Source organism: Streptomyces fagopyri (genome assembly GCF_009498275.1).
Taxonomy (GTDB): Bacteria; Actinomycetota; Actinomycetes; order Streptomycetales; family Streptomycetaceae; genus Streptomyces; species Streptomyces fagopyri.
In genome coordinates this window covers 1,002,839-1,021,960 of record NZ_CP045643.1, presented here as the reverse complement: position 1 = coordinate 1,021,960, position 19,122 = coordinate 1,002,839, and the positions used below count along the sequence as shown (strand labels likewise).

17 protein-coding genes are annotated in these 19,122 nt (G+C 73.3%); 5 read left to right on the top strand and 12 right to left on the bottom strand.

All coding sequences use genetic code 11. The features are described from left to right. Window positions 1-75 precede the first annotated feature (75 nt). Both GFH48_RS04320 and GFH48_RS04315 read right to left on the bottom strand, forming a co-directional pair. Entirely contained in the window at window positions 76-846 is a 771-nt protein-coding gene (locus GFH48_RS04320; RefSeq protein WP_153286976.1) for an SDR family NAD(P)-dependent oxidoreductase, read from the bottom strand. Window positions 847-1,040: 194 nt separating this feature from the next. Beyond that, complete coding sequence (locus GFH48_RS04315) at window positions 1,041-1,589, bottom strand: hypothetical protein (RefSeq protein ID WP_153286975.1); 549 nt, start codon at window positions 1,587-1,589, stop codon at window positions 1,041-1,043. A gap of 456 nt (window positions 1,590-2,045) precedes the next feature. Here GFH48_RS04315 and GFH48_RS04310 point away from each other — a divergent pair, with 456 nt between their 5' ends. Further along, window positions 2,046-2,696 carry a DUF4360 domain-containing protein gene (locus GFH48_RS04310; protein WP_153286974.1) on the top strand — a complete coding sequence of 217 codons (651 nt, stop codon included), beginning with the start codon at window positions 2,046-2,048 and terminating at the stop codon, window positions 2,694-2,696. A 94-nt stretch (window positions 2,697-2,790) separates the two neighbouring features. Here the strand turns inward: GFH48_RS04310 and GFH48_RS04305 are convergent, their stop codons facing one another. Continuing rightward, window positions 2,791-2,997, bottom strand: coding sequence for a hypothetical protein (locus GFH48_RS04305; RefSeq protein WP_153286973.1), 207 nt, complete (start codon window positions 2,995-2,997; stop codon window positions 2,791-2,793). Between the two features lie 223 nt (window positions 2,998-3,220). Between GFH48_RS04305 and GFH48_RS04300 the strand changes: the two genes are divergently transcribed. The 4 genes from GFH48_RS04300 (at window position 3,221) to GFH48_RS04285 (ending at window position 7,440) form a co-directional block, all read left to right on the top strand. Beyond that, window positions 3,221-3,457 (top strand): chaplin, encoded by a 237-nt coding sequence (locus tag GFH48_RS04300; protein WP_153286972.1) that lies wholly within the window; start codon window positions 3,221-3,223, stop codon window positions 3,455-3,457. 1,538 nt (window positions 3,458-4,995) lie between these two features. Further along, entirely contained in the window at window positions 4,996-5,874 is an 879-nt protein-coding gene (locus tag GFH48_RS04295; protein ID WP_153286971.1) for a hypothetical protein, read from the top strand. Window positions 5,875-5,977: 103 nt separating this feature from the next. Beyond that, the gene (locus tag GFH48_RS04290; protein WP_153286970.1) at window positions 5,978-6,229 is read left to right on the top strand and encodes a hypothetical protein; all 252 of its coding nucleotides are present in this window, start codon (window positions 5,978-5,980) and stop codon (window positions 6,227-6,229) included. Between the two features lie 11 nt (window positions 6,230-6,240). Continuing rightward, window positions 6,241-7,440 (top strand): SPFH domain-containing protein, encoded by a 1,200-nt coding sequence (locus tag GFH48_RS04285; RefSeq protein ID WP_153286969.1) that lies wholly within the window; start codon window positions 6,241-6,243, stop codon window positions 7,438-7,440. A 214-nt stretch (window positions 7,441-7,654) separates the two neighbouring features. On the opposite strand, the gene GFH48_RS04280 is transcribed toward GFH48_RS04285, so the two are convergent. From GFH48_RS04280 to GFH48_RS04240, 9 genes are all read right to left on the bottom strand, one after another. Continuing rightward, window positions 7,655-7,894: a hypothetical protein gene (locus GFH48_RS04280; protein WP_153286968.1), complete on the bottom strand. Its 240-nt coding sequence runs from the start codon at window positions 7,892-7,894 to the stop codon at window positions 7,655-7,657. A gap of 510 nt (window positions 7,895-8,404) precedes the next feature. Then, window positions 8,405-10,027: an NADase-type glycan-binding domain-containing protein gene (locus GFH48_RS04275; RefSeq protein WP_153286967.1), complete on the bottom strand. Its 1,623-nt coding sequence runs from the start codon at window positions 10,025-10,027 to the stop codon at window positions 8,405-8,407. Beyond that, window positions 10,024-10,581, bottom strand: a complete 558-nt coding sequence (locus GFH48_RS04270; protein ID WP_153286966.1) for a phage tail protein — start codon at window positions 10,579-10,581, stop codon at window positions 10,024-10,026. The genes GFH48_RS04275 and GFH48_RS04270 overlap by 4 nt, the downstream gene beginning before the upstream one ends. Beyond that, the gene (locus GFH48_RS04265; protein WP_153286965.1) at window positions 10,578-12,536 is read right to left on the bottom strand and encodes a putative baseplate assembly protein; all 1,959 of its coding nucleotides are present in this window, start codon (window positions 12,534-12,536) and stop codon (window positions 10,578-10,580) included. The genes GFH48_RS04270 and GFH48_RS04265 overlap by 4 nt, the downstream gene beginning before the upstream one ends. Continuing rightward, the gene (locus tag GFH48_RS04260; protein ID WP_153286964.1) at window positions 12,536-12,976 is read right to left on the bottom strand and encodes a GPW/gp25 family protein; all 441 of its coding nucleotides are present in this window, start codon (window positions 12,974-12,976) and stop codon (window positions 12,536-12,538) included. Before GFH48_RS04260 ends, GFH48_RS04265 begins: the two co-directional genes overlap by 1 nt. 40 nt (window positions 12,977-13,016) lie before the next feature. Beyond that, window positions 13,017-14,924: a VgrG-related protein gene (locus GFH48_RS04255; protein ID WP_153286963.1), complete on the bottom strand. Its 1,908-nt coding sequence runs from the start codon at window positions 14,922-14,924 to the stop codon at window positions 13,017-13,019. Further along, window positions 14,924-15,661, bottom strand: coding sequence for a CIS tube protein (locus GFH48_RS04250; protein WP_153286962.1), 738 nt, complete (start codon window positions 15,659-15,661; stop codon window positions 14,924-14,926). Before GFH48_RS04250 ends, GFH48_RS04255 begins: the two co-directional genes overlap by 1 nt. A 58-nt stretch (window positions 15,662-15,719) precedes the next feature. Continuing rightward, on the bottom strand, window positions 15,720-16,145 hold the full coding sequence (locus tag GFH48_RS04245; RefSeq protein ID WP_153286961.1) for a phage tail protein: 426 nt from the start codon (window positions 16,143-16,145) through the stop codon (window positions 15,720-15,722). Between the two features lie 43 nt (window positions 16,146-16,188). Beyond that, complete coding sequence (locus GFH48_RS04240; RefSeq protein ID WP_153286960.1) at window positions 16,189-16,569, bottom strand: hypothetical protein; 381 nt, start codon at window positions 16,567-16,569, stop codon at window positions 16,189-16,191. Window positions 16,570-19,122 lie beyond the last annotated feature (2,553 nt).

Below are 19,122 nucleotides of genomic sequence, written 5' to 3'. Positions count from 1 at the left end.
TGTCACCCGAACGGCCGTGGACAGAACCCGAGGGGACCGGGGCCGGTGCCGGGACCCCCAGTGCCGGCGCCGTGGCTACACGCTGTAGCCCCCGTCCACCCCGAGCGCCTGTCCCGTGATGAATCCGGCGCGGTCCGAGGCCAGGAAAGCCACCGCCTCCGCGATGTCCGACGCCTCGCCGAAGCGGCGCAGCGGGATGTTGTGGCGGGCGATCCCCAGGGCCGCCTCGTCGAGTTCGCCGGAGGAGATCAGCCGGGCGGCCATGCCGTCGGTCAGCATGCCCGGGGCGACGCAGTTCACCCGGACCCCGTACCGGCCCTCCTCGGCCGCCAGGGCGCGGGCGACGGCCTCGACGGCTCCCTTCGTGCCGGAGGAGAGCCCGTCGCGGACCGGGAACCGACGGGTGGCCACGGTGGTGACGGCGACGATGTTGCCCCGGCTCTCCCGCAGCCGTGGCAGCGCCGGGTGGACGAGATGGAAGAACGCCAGCGCGTCCGCGTCGAGTTGGGCCCGAAACTGACGAGGCGTCACCTGGCTGAGGTGCACCATCGGGACGTGCGGGCCCGCCGCGTACACCACCGTGTGGAGGCCGCCGAAGGTGTCGGCGGCCTCGTCGACGGCCTCCGCCGTGGCCACCTCGTCGGTCAGATCGAGGGGCAGCGCGCGGACTTGACGCCCGTGCCCGCGCACCTCGGCGGCGAGCGCGTCGGCTCCGGCCCGGCTGGTGCGGTATGTGAACACCACGTCGCTGCCGCGCTCGGCGAGCGTACGGACGACGGCCGCGCCGATACCACCGGTGCCGCCCGCGACGAACGCGGTACCGGCCCTGCTGGAGAAATCCGTCATGGTCCTCACGATTCCGGGGAGTTGGGGACGGCGACCTGCCGGGCCTCGCCGGTCACCCGACTCGGCCCTCACCGTGCGGCGCCGTGCCGCGCCGTCGCATCACCTGAACACACCCCGCACGGCGGGGGAGCACCGTCGTTCGACGCACCGCGCCGGCCACCGCCCGCTGATCCCGGCGTGTCTTTGGGCAGGGTCTAGCGATCCGCGGCCGGGTTCCCCTCGACCCACTGGATCAGCAGGTTCCGTACGTAAGGATTGCCCTCCTGCGCCGCGTGCGCCAGCCGTTCGGCGCTCGCTCGCGCGGCCCGCCAGGCCACCGGGGTGTCCTCGGCGTGCGCGTCGTCGGCGGCGGCCAGCGCGTCGGCGGCCAGGCCCCTGAGTTCCTCGTCGAGATCGTCGTGCGCCGCGGCCCGGTAGGCCTCCAGACGCAGCGCCGCCAGGTCGGGGCCCCCGGGCGAGGGGGTCGTGTGCGCCGGGGGCTGGGCGTAGCCGCTGACCGCTATGACCACGCAGAAGGTCGCCACGTCCCGGCGGCTTTCCCGCTGCCCCCGTTCCACGGCGGGCGCGAGCCACGAGGCGGCCTTCCAGTGCGAGACCGAGGTGGCCGCGACCAGCGCCACGATCAGTGCCGCCACGGGAATCCAGCCGCCGAGGACGTAGCCGACCGGGCCGAGCACGAGGAAGCAGGCTCCGCTGAGCATCCATATGCGACGGCGGCCGATTCGCAGGTGTCGGGACTCCATGACGTTCAGTGTCGCAGGAGCGGGTGCGTGGCCGTGCGGCGGCGGGGGGATTCGAGGAGAGTCCGAGGGCGGGGAGGCCGGGACGGCGGTCCGCGCGTACCGGGCCGACGCCGTACGGAGTGACCCGGCCGGACGCGCCGAGGTGCCCGGCGTCTGCGCCGGCCGTCACCGGCGCGCTGCGTGAACGGGCCCGCCGAGTGAATGGCCGGAGATCGCCCTGACCTCGGGGCGCCGGGGTACATACGATGCGGTCGATCCCGGACTTCACGGCTCCTTCACATTTCCGGGTCACCCATGCGCATGGACTTGTCATGTACATGGTTCAACTGTTCACGCTTGATCCAACGCACTGGTCTGCGACGGACCCTCCCGTACGCGGGAGGAGCCGCACCCCCCAATTCGCGGCGGCACACGTTCCGTGCCGCCGCAGACGCCAACGCAATGGATGGGAGCACCATGGCTGGTGGGCTGCTTCTGGGTGGCGCGATAGCCGCCCTGTTCGCCTCCGCACTGCCCGGACATGATCCGTCGTCCGGGATCGTCGACCCTCCTCCGGACAGGATCGTCATCAAGGTCGCCACGGTGAACGGCTCCGGCTGCCCGCAGGGCACCGCCGCCGTCGCGGTGTCCCCGGACAACACGGCCTTCACCGTCACCTACAGTGAGTACCTCGCCCAGGTGGGCGGCACCTCCGAGCCCACCGCGTTCCGCAAGAACTGCCAGCTCAATTTGATCGTCCACGTGCCGCAGGGCTTCACGTACGCCATCGCCAGCGCCGACTACCGCGGCTTCGCCTCGTTGCAGCGCGGCGCCAGCAGTACCGAGAAGGCCTCGTACTACTTCCAGGGCTCCTCGAACACGGCGGCCATCACGCATCCCTTCGGTGGCCCCTACGACGACAACTGGCAGGCCACCGACGTCACGGACTGGGCCCAACTGGTCTGGGCCCCCTGCGGTGTTCAGCGGAACTTCAACATCAACACCGAGCTGCGCGTCAACGCCGGCACGTCGGCGCCGGGCAGCACCAGCTTCATGACGATGGACTCCACGGACGGCGACATCAGCACCGTCTACCACCTGGCCTGGAAGGAGTGCCCCGGATCGTGACCCGGGGTCGCTGACCCGGCGACCCCGGCCCCTCGGGCCCTTGACCGGCTCCGCCGCATCGGAGCCGGCCAAGGGAACGTCGTCCGCCGTGACCCTAGGGCAGCAGCTTGTCCAGGGCGGCGGGCCCCTCCTGCGCCAGCTTGCGTTCGGCCCAGGCGAGGTTCTCCGGGGTGATGTCGCGACCCGCGGCGAGCACCACGTCCTCGGCGGTGACCTCGCCGCCGGCGCCGGTGTGGAGCAGCGCGTCGGGGGTCGCCCTCTCGTCGGACGGCACGGTCGAATCCGGTTGGCTCGTTGACATGATCTCTCCCTGTTCCACCTGACCTGTTCTCACGCTACGGGCATTCCGGGCACCCCGCGCGACGCGTCCCGTGCCGGTCCGGGACGTCCCGCCCGTGCCCGGACCGGGGCCAGGAGGAGGTCCGCGGGGCCCGGCGACCCGTTCGGACGTACAACGATGTCGGTCGACTTCGACGCGGGTGATGGTGGAGGAACCGCACTCCTGCGACTGATCGGAGCTTGTAATGCGTATTCGTCTGATGGCTGCCGCCGGGCTGGCGAGCGTGGCCCTCGCCGCCGCCGCCGGGACCGCCTCCGCCGCCGACCCCAACCCGGTCGGTGCCGCCGTGGGCAGCCCCGGTGTCCTGTCCGGCAACGTCATTCAGATCCCCGTCGACCTCGGCCTCAACCTCTGTGGCAACTCGGTCGACGTGGTGGGCCTGCTGAACCCGGCGTTCGGAAACGCCTGCGCGAACAACTGACCCGCCAGGGCCGCCGGGCAGGGTCTCCTGCCCGGCGGTGCGCGGCCCGGCGCGGGGTTCCGGCCGGCTGCCGCCCCGCTCGTTTCCCTTCCCCACGTGTTTCCCGTCCGCCGAGTGTTTCGCTCGACGGCGCGATGATCCGGGCCGTACGGACCCGGCCGACCCGCCGGACGGCCCCGTTCCGAACGTTCCGGTCCCCGTCTCGGAGCCCCGCGTGATCCCGGTCGTGGTGGGCGGTCCCTCTGCCGGACTCGTGCGTGATCCCGGTCGTGGTGAATGGTGCCCGTTCCCGACCCATCCGCGATCGCGTCGTGGTGAGCGGCCCCCGCGCCGTACCCCATGCGTGATCCGCGCGTCGCGGCGAGCGGTCCGGGGTGCCCGGTCCTCGGCCGTCCGCACCGGCCGTGGCGTCGCCCACGCGCCGCTGCCCGCCCGCCCGCCCTCGCCGCGCCCCGGCGGCGGCCGATTCCGGCCGAGGCGTGGACGACGGCTGGGCCCCGATGCCTCCTCGAACTCCCTCCGGACGAGAGTCCGTTCCGGCCCCCAAATGACTTGGCCGGCCCACCCGCCCCGCCGTCGGACCGCGTCCCTGATGAGAACGGGCGGGACCCGGGGGAGCCGCGAGCGTCTCGTCCAGGAACTGGTCCGCTGACCCGGCGGGAGCGGCGCGGGCGAAAACGCGCCGCGCCCCACCAGAGCCCCCGAGCCGGACATCTCTCCCGGAACCCGTGGGACGGTCGCGGATCCGGCCCCGCCAGGCGGCGATCTCGACACCCTCGGCGACACCGGACTCGTCGGCACCGCCGCCGGTGACGACCGGGACGCGGTCACGCGGCTCGTACGCCCGGACCGCCCGCCCGGATCACCGCGTCGGCCGGGCCCGTCCACGCCCTCGGCGCGGGCCGCCGTCGCGTGGACGCCGCGTGCCAGTTCGTACTCGGGGCCCGTACGCGGGCCCGTATGCGCGGCGGTCTGCCCACCAGCCGGCAGCACCGGCATCGGGCCCGGTCGGGAACGCACGCCTCGGCCGACCGGGTCGCGCCGTCGGTCAGCAGGTCCGCCGAGTGCCGCGCGGCGCCCCTCCCTCGTCCCCTGTGGTGCGCGCGGAGCCGTCCGCTCGCCTGAGACGTTGCCGCGCAGGGGCGTCACGACGTGCACGGTGAGGCCGCGGGGGCGGAGTGGTCCGGGCGATCCTGAGCCACGGCCCGCCCGGACGGCCTCGCGACCCTGGCGGTCGGGGCCGGAGTCAGGGCCGCTCGAACCGTCCACCGGCCGCGCTGCCGTCGAGCCGCCCGTCAGCGGCCGCCCGCTACAGGGTGTCCGGCCCCGCTCGGGAGCGCGCCGGTGCGATCAGTGCCGTGTCACCGGCGCGTACGCCACCCGGCCCGGTCGTCCTGGTGCCGGGGGATGCGGGGGCAACTGCCGTGGTCCGGAAGGTGAGTGGACGGCCAATGATTCTGCATTGGCCTGTACATGCCCAATTTGACCGGCCAGACTGTGCGCCGAAACCAGCACCCCCCACCCGAGGAGCACCCCTCATGCGCATGCCCGCCCGGCAACGTTGTCACGCCGTTCTGGCCGGTCTCGTCACCCTCGCCACGGCCGCCACCCTCTCGGTCGCGGCCACCGCTCCCGCCGCCGCCGCGGACACCTGGACGGAGGTCGGATCCGACCGTGCCGATCCGCTGACCGAGAGCCAGGGCCTCGCGTCGGTCGAGGTCCCGGCCGGCAGCCCCAACCGGTACACGGGGATCGGCACGATCCCGTTCGGTCTCACGGTTCGCGGCTGGAACCACGTGGGCGACCCCGACGCCTCGTACAACGGCTACTACGTCGAGCCGTACCAGGCGGACTCCGGCAACGCCAAGATGTTCCGGGTGCAGGCACCGGGCGGCGCCTGGTCGGAGTACGTCCACACGCTGAGCCCGGGGGAGGCGCTGAACAACTCCTTCGACACCATCTCGCCCAACGGTTCCTGGATGGTGTCGGGCGAGTGGGGCACGATGAACCGGCTGCTGGTGTTCCCGACCCCGGGCGTGAACCCCGGCACCTCCCCCTCCGCGAACCTCCCGCAGGCCTCCACCATCAACCTCGACCACGCCGTGCGTGACGTCCAGGGCTGCGACTTCGCCACGTCGACGCAGCTGTTGTGCTCCTCCGACGACCCGGAGGGCGCTCTCTTCGGCATGACCAAGCCGCTGCTGCGGATCGACCTGTCCGCGGAGCCCGGCTCCGCCGACGTGAACGGTCACGTCACGGCCCTGCGTCAGCTTCCGCTGCGCAGCTCCTGTTCGGGCAGCTTCGAGGCCGAGGGCATCGACTACGACCGGCGCACCGGTACGTTGCGCGTGATCGTCGTGTCGCCCGGCTTCTGTGTGCTCACCGACAGCAAGACCTACCGGTTCACCAAGAGCTGAGCGCACCCCGGCCACGACACGGGAGGCCGGCCGGAGCGTAGGCGTCCGACGCGGGGAGGTCTAAGGTCGGAAGCAGAACCAGAATGATTGGGGGCGGCCGGTAGTGGTGCAGGACGAGGCCGTGATCGGCTGTACCGGGGAGCTCCTCGTCGGCACGCGGGGAGCCGCCGGTCCCGGCGAGATCCTGGTGCGGGTGAGAGGCGGATCCGAGACCTTCCTCGCCTGGTCACGGGAGCCCCTCCCGAGAGGGGCGACCGTGCTTGTGATCGAATCCCGTGGATGCCGTGAGGTCGACGTCATCGAGTGGGCCGATCCGTTGGACGCGTTGGGCGGCGATCCCGCCGACGCCGGTTAAGGAGTAGAGCGATGTTCGGTTACCGCGTTCCCGCACCCGACGAGGCGATGCTGATCTCGGGCGGCAGGCGGGGACTGGGGGGCGCGCCGTTCCGCGTGGTGACGGGGCACGGCAAGTTCGTGCTCCCGGTGTTCCGCAAGACCCGTTTCCTCACCCTCTCGATGTGTGAGGCGGAGGTCACCGAGACCTGTGTGACCAAGCAGGGAATCGCGCTGCACGTCCGCGCGGTGATCGCGTTCAAGGTCGGCAACGACCACGAGAGCATCATCAACGCGGGCCAGCGGTTCCTGTCCGACCAGGACCAGATGTCGGTGCTGACCGGCCGGATCTTCGCCGGCCATCTGCGCGCCATCATCGGCTCGATGACGGTCGAGGAGATCGTCACCGAGCGGCAGAAGCTCGCCGCGGAGGTCCTGGACACGTCGAAGATCGAGATGGCCAAGATCGGTCTGATCGTGGACTCGCTGCAGATCCAGTCGATCGACGACGGCGACACCGGTTACATCGAGGCCATGTCCGCGCCGCACAAGGCAGCCATCCAGCGGCAGGCCCAGATCGCGCAGGCCCAGGCCACCCAGGCCTCGGTCGAGGCCGAGCAGGTGGCCGCGCGCAACCAGGCCGAGTACGCCCGCCAGACCGCGATAGTGAAGGCGGAGTACTCGGCCGAGGTGGACCGCGCGCAGGCCCAGGCGGCCCAGGCCGGACCGCTGGCGCAGGCCCACGCACAGCAGGAGGTGCTCGCGGCGCAGACCGAACTGGCCCAGAAGGCGGCCCAGTTGCGTCAGCAGCAGCTGGTGGCCGAGATCGTGAAGCCCGCCGAGGCGGAGGCCGAGCGGATCAAGGTGCTCGCCATCGCCGACGCGGAGCGCATGAAGATCCAGGCCGAGGCGGCGGCTTCGCACGACCGGGTGGCGCTGGACCGGATGCTGATCGACCAGCTCCCGCTGATCGTGAAGGAGGCCGCGGGCGGTCTCGCGGGCGCCAACGTCAACGTCCTGAACGGCGCGGACGGCCTCGGTGAGATCGCCGCGGGCCTGGTCGCCCAGGGTCTGACGATCCTGGACTCGGTCCGCCAGAACCTGAACGGCAACAACTCCGACGGCCGTTCCGGGAAGCCGGAGGCACTGCTGGAGCTGCCCGGGTACCTGCGGACGCCGGACAAGGGCGCCGACGGGAACGAGTCGCAGGACGGCTCGCCCTCGAAGGGCTGATCTCGAAGTGCCGCCCCGGGAACGTGACTTCGGCAGCGTGGCGTAGACGATGCGGCGCGCTGCCGGCGTCCCGCGTCGAGTGCCGTCGCTGTGGCACGGTTCCCGGGGCGCGGACCCCCGACCTCTTCGGCGTGGCTGTCGCCACGGATGACCTCGACGGGGGAGCGCCGTGCGCCGCGGGCGACGGCGCGCTTCCGCGTGGTGCGACGGAACGTCAGCTGAGCCATCCGGTCGCGCTGTTGCCCGGGGGAAGCGAGGGCGGAAGTGCCGGAGGCAGCGGTCGCGGGCTGGGGACCGAAGTGCCGGAGGGCCTCGGGAGGAGACCGCCCGACGAGGGGTCGGTGTTGAGGATCCATTCGAGTTCGCGTTGGATCCTGCGGGCCTCGTTGCGGACCTGAAGCGGTATGTCGCCGCGTTCGGAGATCAGTTGGGCGTAGATCGGTGCTTCGTGCACGGGTGGCGCTTCTCCTCGTGTCTGGTGCCGTGCCTCTACGGTAAGGCCGCGGCGACTTCACGGGAGTCATCCTCCCAGTTCGGCCAGAACCGGAAGAACTCGACCACGGAGTGGCACGTTCAGGGGGACGGCCCTCGGCCCGAACGCCGGTGACCTTCCCTGGGCTGCGACGGCCGGTCGGTTGCGCGCGAGTCGTACGGAGGTCGCTCTCGACGGCCGCATCGAGGACGCGCCGCGTCAGGCCGACCGCTTCGGCCGGGTCCGCCGGCGAACGTGCTCCGGCGTATCGCCCGAACACCCCGGTCCGTGAGCGGACTTCACGGGCCGGGGCCGCGAACCGAGCGTCCCCACGCGGAAAGTGCCTTCCCCGGTGACGGCGCGACCTCCGGACACGCCCCGTCGTCCCGGCGCGAGAAGGCACGCTCGCGTCTCCGGCCGGCCCTCCGCCACACCCCGAACGGAAACGGTGGGGCCGGCGATACCGGTGACCCCAAGTCACCGGTACGGGGCCTAGGAGCCGTTGGAGCTCGACGGGCCGAAGAACTCGATCTCCGCTATGGACACCTGCTTGGACGCGGCGGCGCCGTAGGCCGAGCGGATGATGAAGCGGACCGCGGTGACATCACCCGCGCGGAACTTGCGGCTCTGGCCGCCCGCACCCTGGTCCAGCGTGAGGAAGCGCGTGCTGGTGCTGCCGTCCGCGGTGGTCACACGAGCCTCGATGCGGTGCGGGAGCGCCGACTGGGAGAGCTGGTCCGCGCGGGTGGAGACGCCCGGCGTGATGACCAGGTCCAGCAGCCTGGTCGGCTGTGCGAAGCGGGCCTCCAGCCACTCGCCGTCCCCGGACTGCGAGACGCCCGGTCCCCACCAGGTGTTGTTGAGCTTGTCGAAGGCGAGCCCGGCTCCGTGACCGGGGAAGGAACGGGACGCCTTGTAGCTGTCGGGGCCGATCGGGGCCCGCTTCGAGAAGTGGTCCCTCACCGCCTGCACCGCCGTACCGGTGTTCATGGCGGCGACCACCACCAGGGTGAGCACGACCGCGCCGACCACCCAGTTCATGACGCGCCCGAAGCCGCGGCGCAGCCGGGGCCGGTCGCCTGCCCACGGCGGCTGCCCGTCGCGGGAGTCGAGCAGCCGCCGCCACCAGGGCAGCCGCCCCGGGGTCCGGCGCTCGCCGGCCATGGGCAGCGCGCACCGGCCGCAGAAGTGCCGGTCGGGACGGTTGGCAGTGGCACACCAGGGGCACGGCACACCCCCTTCCGCTCCGGGCTCGCCACCCGGGGCACGGACCTGCGGGCGGTTGGCGACGGGGAGGCCCGGCAGTACGGGTGCCACCGACGGCGTCACCGGCCGCTCCCGCGGATCCGCCACCGGCACCAGCAGCGACCTGGCCCGCTCGGCCGCGGTGTCCCGGGAGTCGGCGGGGGCCGTGGACGGCAGTGGCTCGGTGTCCGCGGCGGCGTCGTGCTCCGCCACGGCGCTGGGGGACGAGTCGGGAAGGGCCGGGTGGGCGCGCGGGACGTCGTCGCCGGTCCCGTCCGGACCGCCGTGGACCGGGGCCGTCGCGGCCCGCGCACCGACCGACCCGTCCGAGCCCGCGTCGCCGTGGTCCACGTTCCCGTTGTTGCTGTTGCTGTTGCTGTTGCTGTTGCCGTTGCCGTTGCGGGCGTCGGCGTCGGCGTCGGCGTCGTCCGCGTGCACGGTGTCCGGGCCGCCCCTGCCCGGCTGTCGCCCGCCGGCTCCGCCGTCCGTGTCATGGGCCGTACGCGCCGTCCCCGTACCGGCGCCCGGTACGGGGAACGCGTCCCACCCGGGCTCACCCTCGGCGGGCGCGGTGCCGTCGGCCGTCGCGCCGGAGGCTCCGGACGCGTCGGAGACCGCGGACCGTCCGCCCCGGGCAGCCGCGGCCGGTGGCGCCTCCTCGGTGGCCACGGCGACGGGGTGCCGGGTCTCCGCCGCCACCCCCGCCCGGGAACCGGCCGCGCGGGCGGCGGCCGGCGCGGCCGGACTCCCGGCCCAGTCGAGCACCGCGCCGCAGGAGTCGCAGAAGGACTGACCGGGCTCCGCCCGAGTACCGCATTCGGCACAGGCGGGGGCACGCCCGGGCTCGGTGCCTGGGGTCTGGGTGGTCATCTCTCGGAAGTCCTTTCGGCGGCGGTCACCTGGACCGTGTAGGGCATGTGCGCGGGGCGGGCGGCCGCCACGAGGCTCTCCAGCCGGTACTCGTCCGCCGGCGTCGGATCGGGCAGCCGCAGGGTGACGTGCAGCCGGGGGAGGCGGTCACCGGGGACCGGGCCGAGCGGACGGGGATCCCAGGCGGCGGCGCCGCTCTCGGTGATCTCCGGCTCGGCACCGAAGGCGAGCCGCACCGCTTCGGCCAGACCGCGACGGGTGCCGCGTACCCGGTGCAGATACGCGGCGGCGGCGACGGCCGCGCGCAGCCGGTCGTCCGGTTCCGAGCCGTCGAGCTCGGCGCCGACCCAGGTGCCGAGCCAGCGGGCGAAGTCGGCCGGCGCGAGCGCCGGGTCGAAGTAGCTGTGCAGACAGTCGAGGGCGAGCAGGATCGGCGCCACGACCTCGTCGAGGCCCGCGACGAAACGCAGCGCGAGATCGTCGTCGGCGAAGACCGCCGGGAGCATCGCGCCGATCGGCGCCGAGGACTCCAGACCGTCGACGGAGCCCCTCATGAACCGTCACCGATGACGCGCACCCGGTGGTCGAACGAGAAGACCAGGGAAGGGGCTTCGAGATCGATCCGGTCGGTCGGGTCGCCGCGCTTGCCCGTCAGCGGGTCGGCGGGGTGGAGTTGCACGGCGTCGACGAGTTCGACGCCGGGGACGCGCTGCAGCACCGCGAAGACCTCGCCCGACTGCACGGGACGTCCGAAGGGCCAGCCGGTGCCGTTCGCGCCACCGGTGAGCGGGTCGAGGTGGCGGTAGAGCGCGTCGTGCGCCTGTCGGCGGACCCGGTCGGTGTCGACCCCGCGGAAGGCGTGCACGGTGGCCACGACGGTGACGCCCTGGTAGAAGGGCGGCCCGACCGCGAGCCGGGTGCCGATCAGCCGCCGCTCGTCGAGATAGCGGGTGATGCGCTGCAACAGGGCGTCACCCGGCACGAGTTGCTCGAAGCGTAGCCGCCCGCCGGGGTCCGGAACCGCCTGCGGGACGACCAGGACACGGACCGCGTACGCGCCGTGCTCGCCCTCGTCGCCCTCCAGGCAGGTGATACGGGCGGTCTCGGGCGCGGCGCGCCGGGCGAGTTCCTCGTAGTCGCGCAGGGTCACGGCCCGCTCCTGGGCCCGCAGGGTGATCGGCGCCCGGGTCTTCGCCTCGGCGACGGTCTCGCCCTCGACGCCACCACGCGCCGCCTCCCGGTTGACGACCTCCGCGACGTACGGCACCGAGCTGCGCAGCACCTGGACGGCACCCCGGGCCACGTTGCCCGCCCGGCCGCCACCGGTGCGGTAGCGGCGGGCGCGGATCACGGCGCCTTTGGGCGCCACCGACCCGTACTGGCGCAGCGTGCCGTCGGGTTCGCGGACCGCGGGTCCGAAGGAGATCTCGCCGGTGGCCGCGTCCAGGGCGATGTGCCGGTCACCGGGGCCGGACGCGGCGAAGTGCGGGACGACCTCCCAGTCGGTCCATCCGTCACGCTCGGCCGTCTGCAGCAGGACCGGCGGGGTGTCCCCGACGACGGGGAAATGGGCGAGCCGCAGCCGCTGACCCGGCAGTCCGGTGGACTCGCCGAGCGCCTCGTCCTGGACCGTCTCGGCGTGGATCGCCGGGGCCGTGCCGCCGAGTGTGAACGCCTCCGCGGCCTGGACGGTCGGCGAGGTGGTGTAGAAGGGCTGGTCGGGCAAGGGTTCGGTGACCCGGCAGCGCAGCCAGCCCGCCTCCTGGCCGCCGGTGCGGGAGAGCGTGTGGCCGCCGGGGACGTGCAGGACGACGTCACCGGGCCGGTTCAGACCGCCGGTGCCGTCGCGGTCGACCTCGCAGGCGGTCCAGCCGTCCTCGGTCCACGCCTCCCAGACCAGCGGCGGCTGACGCGGGTCGACACCGACACCGTCGACGCGGCTGTCGAGCTCCAGGGCCACCGCGCAGTGCGGTACGGCCGTGGTGAGCCCGAAGAGCGTGCAGTCGCCGGGGCCGGGGGCCTCCGCGAAGCACAGCACGTCCTTGCCCTCCGCGAGGTCGGCCGTCCGGTCGGCGACCGGAAGCCCGCTGTGCTGCACCACGAGATGACGCAACGCGGTGGGTACGACGGTCAGTTCACGTTCGGTCGCGAAGACGACGGCCTCCTCGCTCTCCGTGCGCAGCGTCGCGGCCTCGGTGCCCACGGGCAGCACGATCGGCTCGTCGTGCGGCGCGGACAGCCAGAAGGTGACGTCGGTACGGGCGGCCGAGGGAGGGAAGAGAGTGATGCCCACGAGGTCCAGGAAGGCCAGATGGTTCTTCTCCGGGACCCGGTTGAGCCGGTAGACGATCTGGTCGGCCATGTGGGCGACCGTCTCCACGAGGGTGACGCCGGGGTCCGACACGTTGTGGTCGGTCCATTCGGGGGCGCGCTGCTGGATGTAGCGCTTGGCGTCGTCGACGAACTGCTGGAAGCGGCGGTCGTCGAGATTCGGGGAAGGCAGTGCCATCAGCGGTCGCTTTCAGGGGAGTTGCCCGAGCCCGGGGCGTCGGGATCCTCGTGGGAGGGGATGACGTAGAACGGAAAGACCAGACTGCGCGGGTTGTTGGTGCCACGGATCGAGTAGCGCACGTCGATGAAGAGCACGCCCTGGTCCGCGCCCGCCGTCACCTCGACGTCGTTGACCTCGATCCGCGGCTCCCAGCGGTCCAGGGTGGTGTACACCTCGTGCTGGATGCGCCCCGCCGTCGCCTCGTTGACCGGGGAGAACACCAGGTCGTGGATGGCGCAGCCGAACTCGGGCCGCATCGGCCGCTCGCCCGGCGCGGTGGCCAGCACCAGCCGGATGGCCTCCTCGATCTCCCGCTCCCCGCTGACCAGCGCGATACCTCCGGTGGGGCCGATGCGCATGGGGAACGCCCAGCCGGATCCGACGAACTGCTCGGCCATCAGAGGGACACCCGCCTGTTCCTGACGAACTTCTCGGCCATCACGGCAGTGGATAGGGCTTGTTGTTGACCATCACCAGGCCCTGCAGCGGGATGGTGACGGCCCGGACACCGACAGCGGCGACGGAGTTGACCTGGACGGTGCCGCCCGCGGTGAGCATCGCGGCGCCGACCGCCTTGAGGTTGAGCGCTCCCATCGCGTCGACCGTGACCGCCCCGCCCAGTGACTTCAGGTTGACCAGGCCGCGGCCTTCGATGTCGAGAAGCCCACCGCTCTTGATCGTCAGGCGCCGGCGCGCGCTCAGGGTGAGGTCCGTTCCCGCCTCGACCGACACCGACCTGCTGCCCCTGATCGTGACGGACCCCTTGCTGTCCACGGTGATCTCGGTCTTCGTGCGGTCGAGGTTGATGGTCAGCTTGTCGTTGCCGGACGCGATGCGCACACCCTGCTTGCGGGCACCGGTCTGCTGGCTGAGCAGGTCGACACGATTGCCCTTCCGGTCGGACAGGGTGTGCCGGATCGCCTGCTTCCTGATCCCGTCGTGCAGTGGAACGTCACTGACGACGGTCGGTCTGTCCTTGCCGTTGTAGAGCCCGCCGACGACGAACGGGTGATCCAGGGCGCCGCGGTCGAAGGCCACCAGCACCTCGTCACCGACGTCGTACGGGAACACCCCGCCGCCGCCCTTCCCGCCCAGCTGCACGGTGCGCGTCCAGTCGCTCTCGTACAGGTCGTCAAGCCAGGGGAACTGCAGCTTGACCCGGCCCTGTCGCAGGGGGTCCTGGACGTTCGTCACCAGGGCGTTGGCCACGCTCGGCAGCTTCGGCGTGCCGGCCGTACCGCCTCCGGAGGTCAGGCCGTACAGGGAGCGCCACTGCCGGCCGCTGACGGTCACCCAGGTGCGGTAGGGCTCGTCGTTGCCGAACTCGTGCCGTACGGAGGTGACCGTGTACTGGCCCTCGAAGGGTTTGCCGACGTCGGTGAGCGCGATCGGGACGCCGGGGCGCAGTTTGGGGTTGCCCCAGACCACGACCTCCAGCTCGGCGAAGGACGAGGTCACGTCGTCGGCCAGGGCCTCGGCGGCGAACTTCACCTCGGGCTGGCGGTCGTAGGGCGTGTCGGTCTCGACCAGTTTGGCGGGCTTGAACTTCTTCGCCGTGTCCTTCGGCGTGATGCCGATGGCGAAACCGGCGTTGGCCGTGGCGGGTGCCGTCGCGGTCAGTTTCTTCTTGGTGCCGACGTCCCAGCCGCGGGCCTCGGTCTTGGCGACCTGGTCGGCGGAGGTGACCGCGGCCCGGCAGCGCAGCACGTCCACGCCGCCCTGGAGCACGAAGGGACTCTTCTCGCCGGGAGTGCTCGTCGAGGGCGCCCCGGACGCGGGGTCCGGCCTGACGAACTGGAACCTCCCCTGCGAGTCGAGCGACATCACCATCTCGTTCTCGTCGGCGAGCCGGGCCAGGAAGTCCCAGTCGGTGACGTTGGCCTGGCTGATGAAGTCGTACACGGTCCGGGTGGACCCGACCTTGGCGCCGACCGGGATGCCGTTCAGGGCGACCAGTTTGCGGACGATGTCGGAGGCCGTCTGATTGCGGTAGGCGGCCACCCGGCGCTGGCGCATCAGACGGTGCCCCAGGTCGTATCCGCGCACCACGGTGAACGTCCCCGTGCCGTCGTAGTCGGTCTCCATCCCGGTGACCTCGCCGGTCAGCAGCGGGGAGGACGCCCCCTGGCCGTCGGCCACCGGTGCGAGGACCACCTCGGTGCCGCACTGGACACCGAGGTCGCCGAGCACCAGCCGGTCCGGGTCTCGGAAGGTGAGCCGGAACGCGCCGGGCACCCCCGCCCCGAGGTCGACCCAGCAGCCGACCAGATCGGAGGCGATCTTGTCCGGGAGCGGGCTGCCGCCCACTGTGACGTGGACGACGCTGGAGTACGAGGCCTGCACCATCAGAGACCCACCTCCTCGGCGGCCGGGAGCACGAGTTCCGTGCCGTTCGACAGGCGGGACGGGTCGTCGATGCCGTTGACCTCGGCGATCGCCCGCCAGGCGGCCGCGTTCCCGTACTCCCGCCAGGCCAGCGACTGCAGCGAGTCGCCGGCCACGACCCGGTGCACGCGCTGCGCCGTGAGCGCGCCGGACGTCGGGTTCTGGCCCTTGGTCTTGCTCGGTATCTCGTGCAGACGCACCTGGCAGGTGGCCCGGATGGGCACCCCCGTCGTGCCGAAGAGCGAGTAACTCGCCTCCACGGAGCCGACGTAGGCGGTGAAACGCGCGGTCGAGAACGACCCCCACTGGAAGACCACCCACGGCGTGGACGGCTGCTTGGCGGCGATGCTCTTCGTCGTCACCTCGCAGCAGGAGAACAGCGCCTCGACCTTCTTCAGCACCGTGTTGGCGGTCGGGTCGTCGGAGGAGTCGAGGAAGACCTCGACGGTCAGTTCCCGTGGCTCGGGACCCATGAACTCCGGGAGGGAGCCGTCGCGCACGGCCGCGGTCGGGGTGGTCTTCCACCGGGCACGCCGGCTCAGTGAGAGCGTGGAGGGGTTGAAGTCGAAGTTGAACGTCCTGATCAACGCGCCCGGTGTCGTGCTGTGTCCGATGGGCGGCTCGTGGATGGCGAGCGTGGCACGTACGAGACTCTTGCCCGCACCGCCCTTGCTGCCCTTTCCTGCCTTGCCTGCCATGTTCTTCGCCGTCCCTAGTCCCTGAAGTCCCGAGTTCCCGGCCTTCCCCGGTCCGTCCCTAGTCCGTGAAACCGTGGTGGGTGATCTCCAGGACCTCGGTGGCGACGCCCGGACTTGCCGGATCCAGGGAGGGCCCCTGCCAGCTCACCGGCAGCACGTCGATCAGCCCCCAGCGCGCGACCTCCGAACCGTCCGCGCGCAGCGCCGCGATCTGCGCGGTCGGCCGTTCGACGCCCGTGGTCACCGACGAGATCCAGGCGGCGACCTTGGAGGTGTCCGGGGTGAGCGGGCGGGTCAGACGGATGTTGGAGAAGGTCACGCGGGACGGAAGCTGCCACACGAACCCGTTGTTGCCGCCCTCCTGGCGCTGCTCGATCTCCACCTGCGACGAGAGTCCCTCGCACCCGTTGAAGTAGCCGAGGCTCTCGCCGTCGATCGTCAGGGTGAAGAAGATGGTGGATCCCGGGTCGAGATCGGTGGGCATCGGGGGTGGGCCTTTCTCGGAACGGACGTACGGAGTGGGGAGGTCAGCGGCGGGGATCGCGCAGCTTGCCGATCCGCTCGCGTTCGAGGCGGAGTTCGGTCCGCAGCAGGCGGGTGATCGGTCCGGCCAGCTTGTGCGTCAACTCGTCGATCTGACCCGGGGTCAGGGCACGGGGGTTGAAGTCGACGGGGGTGTAGGCGGGCGGGGCCTGCTCGCTCTCCCCGCTCCGGTTCCCCGAGGACGAGGGTGGGGACGGGGGCTCGCTCGCGGAGTACGCGGGCGGCGGGCCGGTCGGCGGAGGAGGCGGGGGCGGTGCCGTCGGGTTGACCACCCGCTGGACACGCGGAGTGACCGGAGGAGCGACGGGCTTCGGGGCGGGTGGCGTGGGCGCGGCCACCGAGACCCGCTGCACCGGGAGAGCCATGGGCGGGACGGCGGGAACCGGCGTGAGAGGTACGGCCGTTCGGGATGTCGGGCCCGCGGGGTTCCCGGAACTCGCCGGATGCGCCGAGGCGACCGGACCGGTCGTTCCGGCTGATCCGGTGGAGGCGGGTGAACTCGGCCCGCCGAGCGGACCGTTCGGAGGCTTCGAGCCGGTCGTCGGCCGGAGGGGCGAGGCGCCGCCGCCGCTGTGACGTGCCGTCGTGGCACCCGCACCGGTGGTGGGGTACGCCCCGGCCGACGCGGGTGCCGCGGCAGCGGGCGGCAGCGTGGGCGTGCCCGGAGCGGTGAGGCGCTGCACGACGGGGGTGTCGCTCCGGCCCGCCGGACCGGTCGCGGCCAGGGGAAGGCCGCTGCCGACGGACACGGGGAGGCCGCCGGTGGGCAGCGCGTGCGGCGGAGGGACGCGGGTCGTCGCGCGCTGAACCACCGGGGGAGCGGCGGTGGTTCCGGCGGAGGCCGGTGCCGGAACCGGTGGGGCGGTGGCTCGCGCCGGTGTGCCGTGACCGGTGCCGGCGAGCGGGAGCGACAACACGCCACCGGACGCCTCGGGTACGGCGTCGAGTCGCCGTACGACGGGGGCGCCGAGGCCGAGCCGCTGTACCGGCGTGCCGTGCGGACGGAGGCCGGCGGTGGGAGCGGCGGAGGCGGGCCGCGCCGCCGCCTGTGAAAGCGCGGGTGCCGAGGGGCGGGGTGCCGACGGCCCGGACGGTTGGGCGGAGGACCGCCCGGCAGGCGCGGGAGGGGTTGTGCCCGGTCGCGAGTTCGCGTCCAACGGGGGCACCGATGAGCCCTGTTGACCTTCCTGCGCGGAACCACCGCTGGACGTGACGGAGTTGTCGCGGACCGATCGCCGCACGGAAGGCGTGCCGAGGCGGGCCGGACCGACCGGGACGGGGGCCCCGACGGCAGGACGCGGGCCGACGGGGGCACCGGCCGCCGCGGGACGGGTAGGGCCGGGGCCGGGAGGACCCGCCGCGGGCACATGGGCGCTGGGCACCGGAGTGCCGGGAACGGACGGCGTCGGCGCACCGGCCACCGGGGACACGGCCGGGCGCGTGACGGCGGGCGGCGTCGACGACGCGGCGCGCGATGCGGCGCCGGAGGCGGGCACGGCAAGGCGTTGGACGGCGGGGGCGACGACCGCCGTCGAGCCCGCCGTCGCCGCTCCGGAACCGGGCGCGGACGCGCGACGGACGGGCGCGCCGGGGCCGTTCGGACGGCTACCGTCCACCGCGAAACCGGCCGGCGGGGGGACCGGGGCGACGGCGCCCGCTGCCGGTGAGCCGGGGAGCGTCGCACCAGGGACGGGGAGAGCCGGGGGCGCCGGCTGGACCTGCGCCGAGGCGTCACTGACCCGTGAGCGGTCCGCCGCCGCGGGGGCCTGCGTGGTGAGCCGCTGGACAGCGGGAGCGCCGGGCCCCGACGGGCCGGCGGCGGGGGTGACCGCGACGGCGGTCGCGGCCGGCAGGGAGCCGGACCGCGCGGCCTGACCGCCGCCCCCGCCCGGCTCTTGTCCGGGCACCGCGCGCCGGACCCCGGCACCGGTGGCGCCGGGCAGCCGGGCGCCCGCCGTCGAAGGCAACATCCCCGAAGCGGTGGGACGCCGGAGCGCCGGCGTGCCACCGTGAGCCGCGGCCCCGGTGGCCGGGGAGCGCTGGACGGCCGGAGCCGTCGCGGCACCACCGGGCAGCGGGGCGGTCCCGGTGATGCCGCCTCGCGGCCCCGGCGCGGCACCCCCGGACCGCTCGGCGCGCGGGGCGGACCGGCCGCCCCCCGAACCTCCGGCGCCCGAGGGCCCGTTGGCGGGGGCGGTGCGGCGCAGGGGTACAGCGGTGGTGGTCCGGCGCTGGACCGCCGTGGTCGGAGGCGCCGCGGGCAGGGCCGACGTCAACGCCCGTGCGGGGGCGAGCGCACGGACAGGCGGACGCGGCGGCACGGCCGGGGCGGACGGCTGCTCGGAGCCGTTCCGTCCGGCAGGGCGATGCCGGTCACCGTCCGTACCGGGGGTACCGGACGAGGCAGGGACCGGGGCGGTTGAGGAGACCGCGCGTTGTACCGGCAGGCCGACGCCCGGGTTCCCGAGGGCTCCGGTCCCGGCGGACGGAGTACCGGAGGAGGCTCCGCCGCCGGGCGCCGCCGATCGCGCCGCCGGGGTTCCCGTCGCGCGTACCGGCGCCGGGTGTCCCTGCTCCGGCCCCGCCACGGGCGGGTCGAGGCGTACGGCCGGTGCCGCGTCCGACGGCGGGGAGGACAGCGGCGCGCCCAGGGCGGAGCGCCGCCGTGGCTTGCCGGCGGTCGGGACGTCGGCGGGCGGTCTCGGCGGCGGGGACACCGGGGCCGGGCCGTCGACGGCCGGCGCGCCGGGCACCGTACGGCCTGTGCCTCCGGACGTACCACGCTGGACCGGCAGGCCGGGTCCCGTGGTGGCGCCGCCGTTCGAGAACCGTGGGACGGAGACGGAGGGGACGCCGGGCCCCGTGTCCGCCGGGGACCCGCCCGGCGCCGCATCCGCGGGACCCGGGCCCGCGGGGGT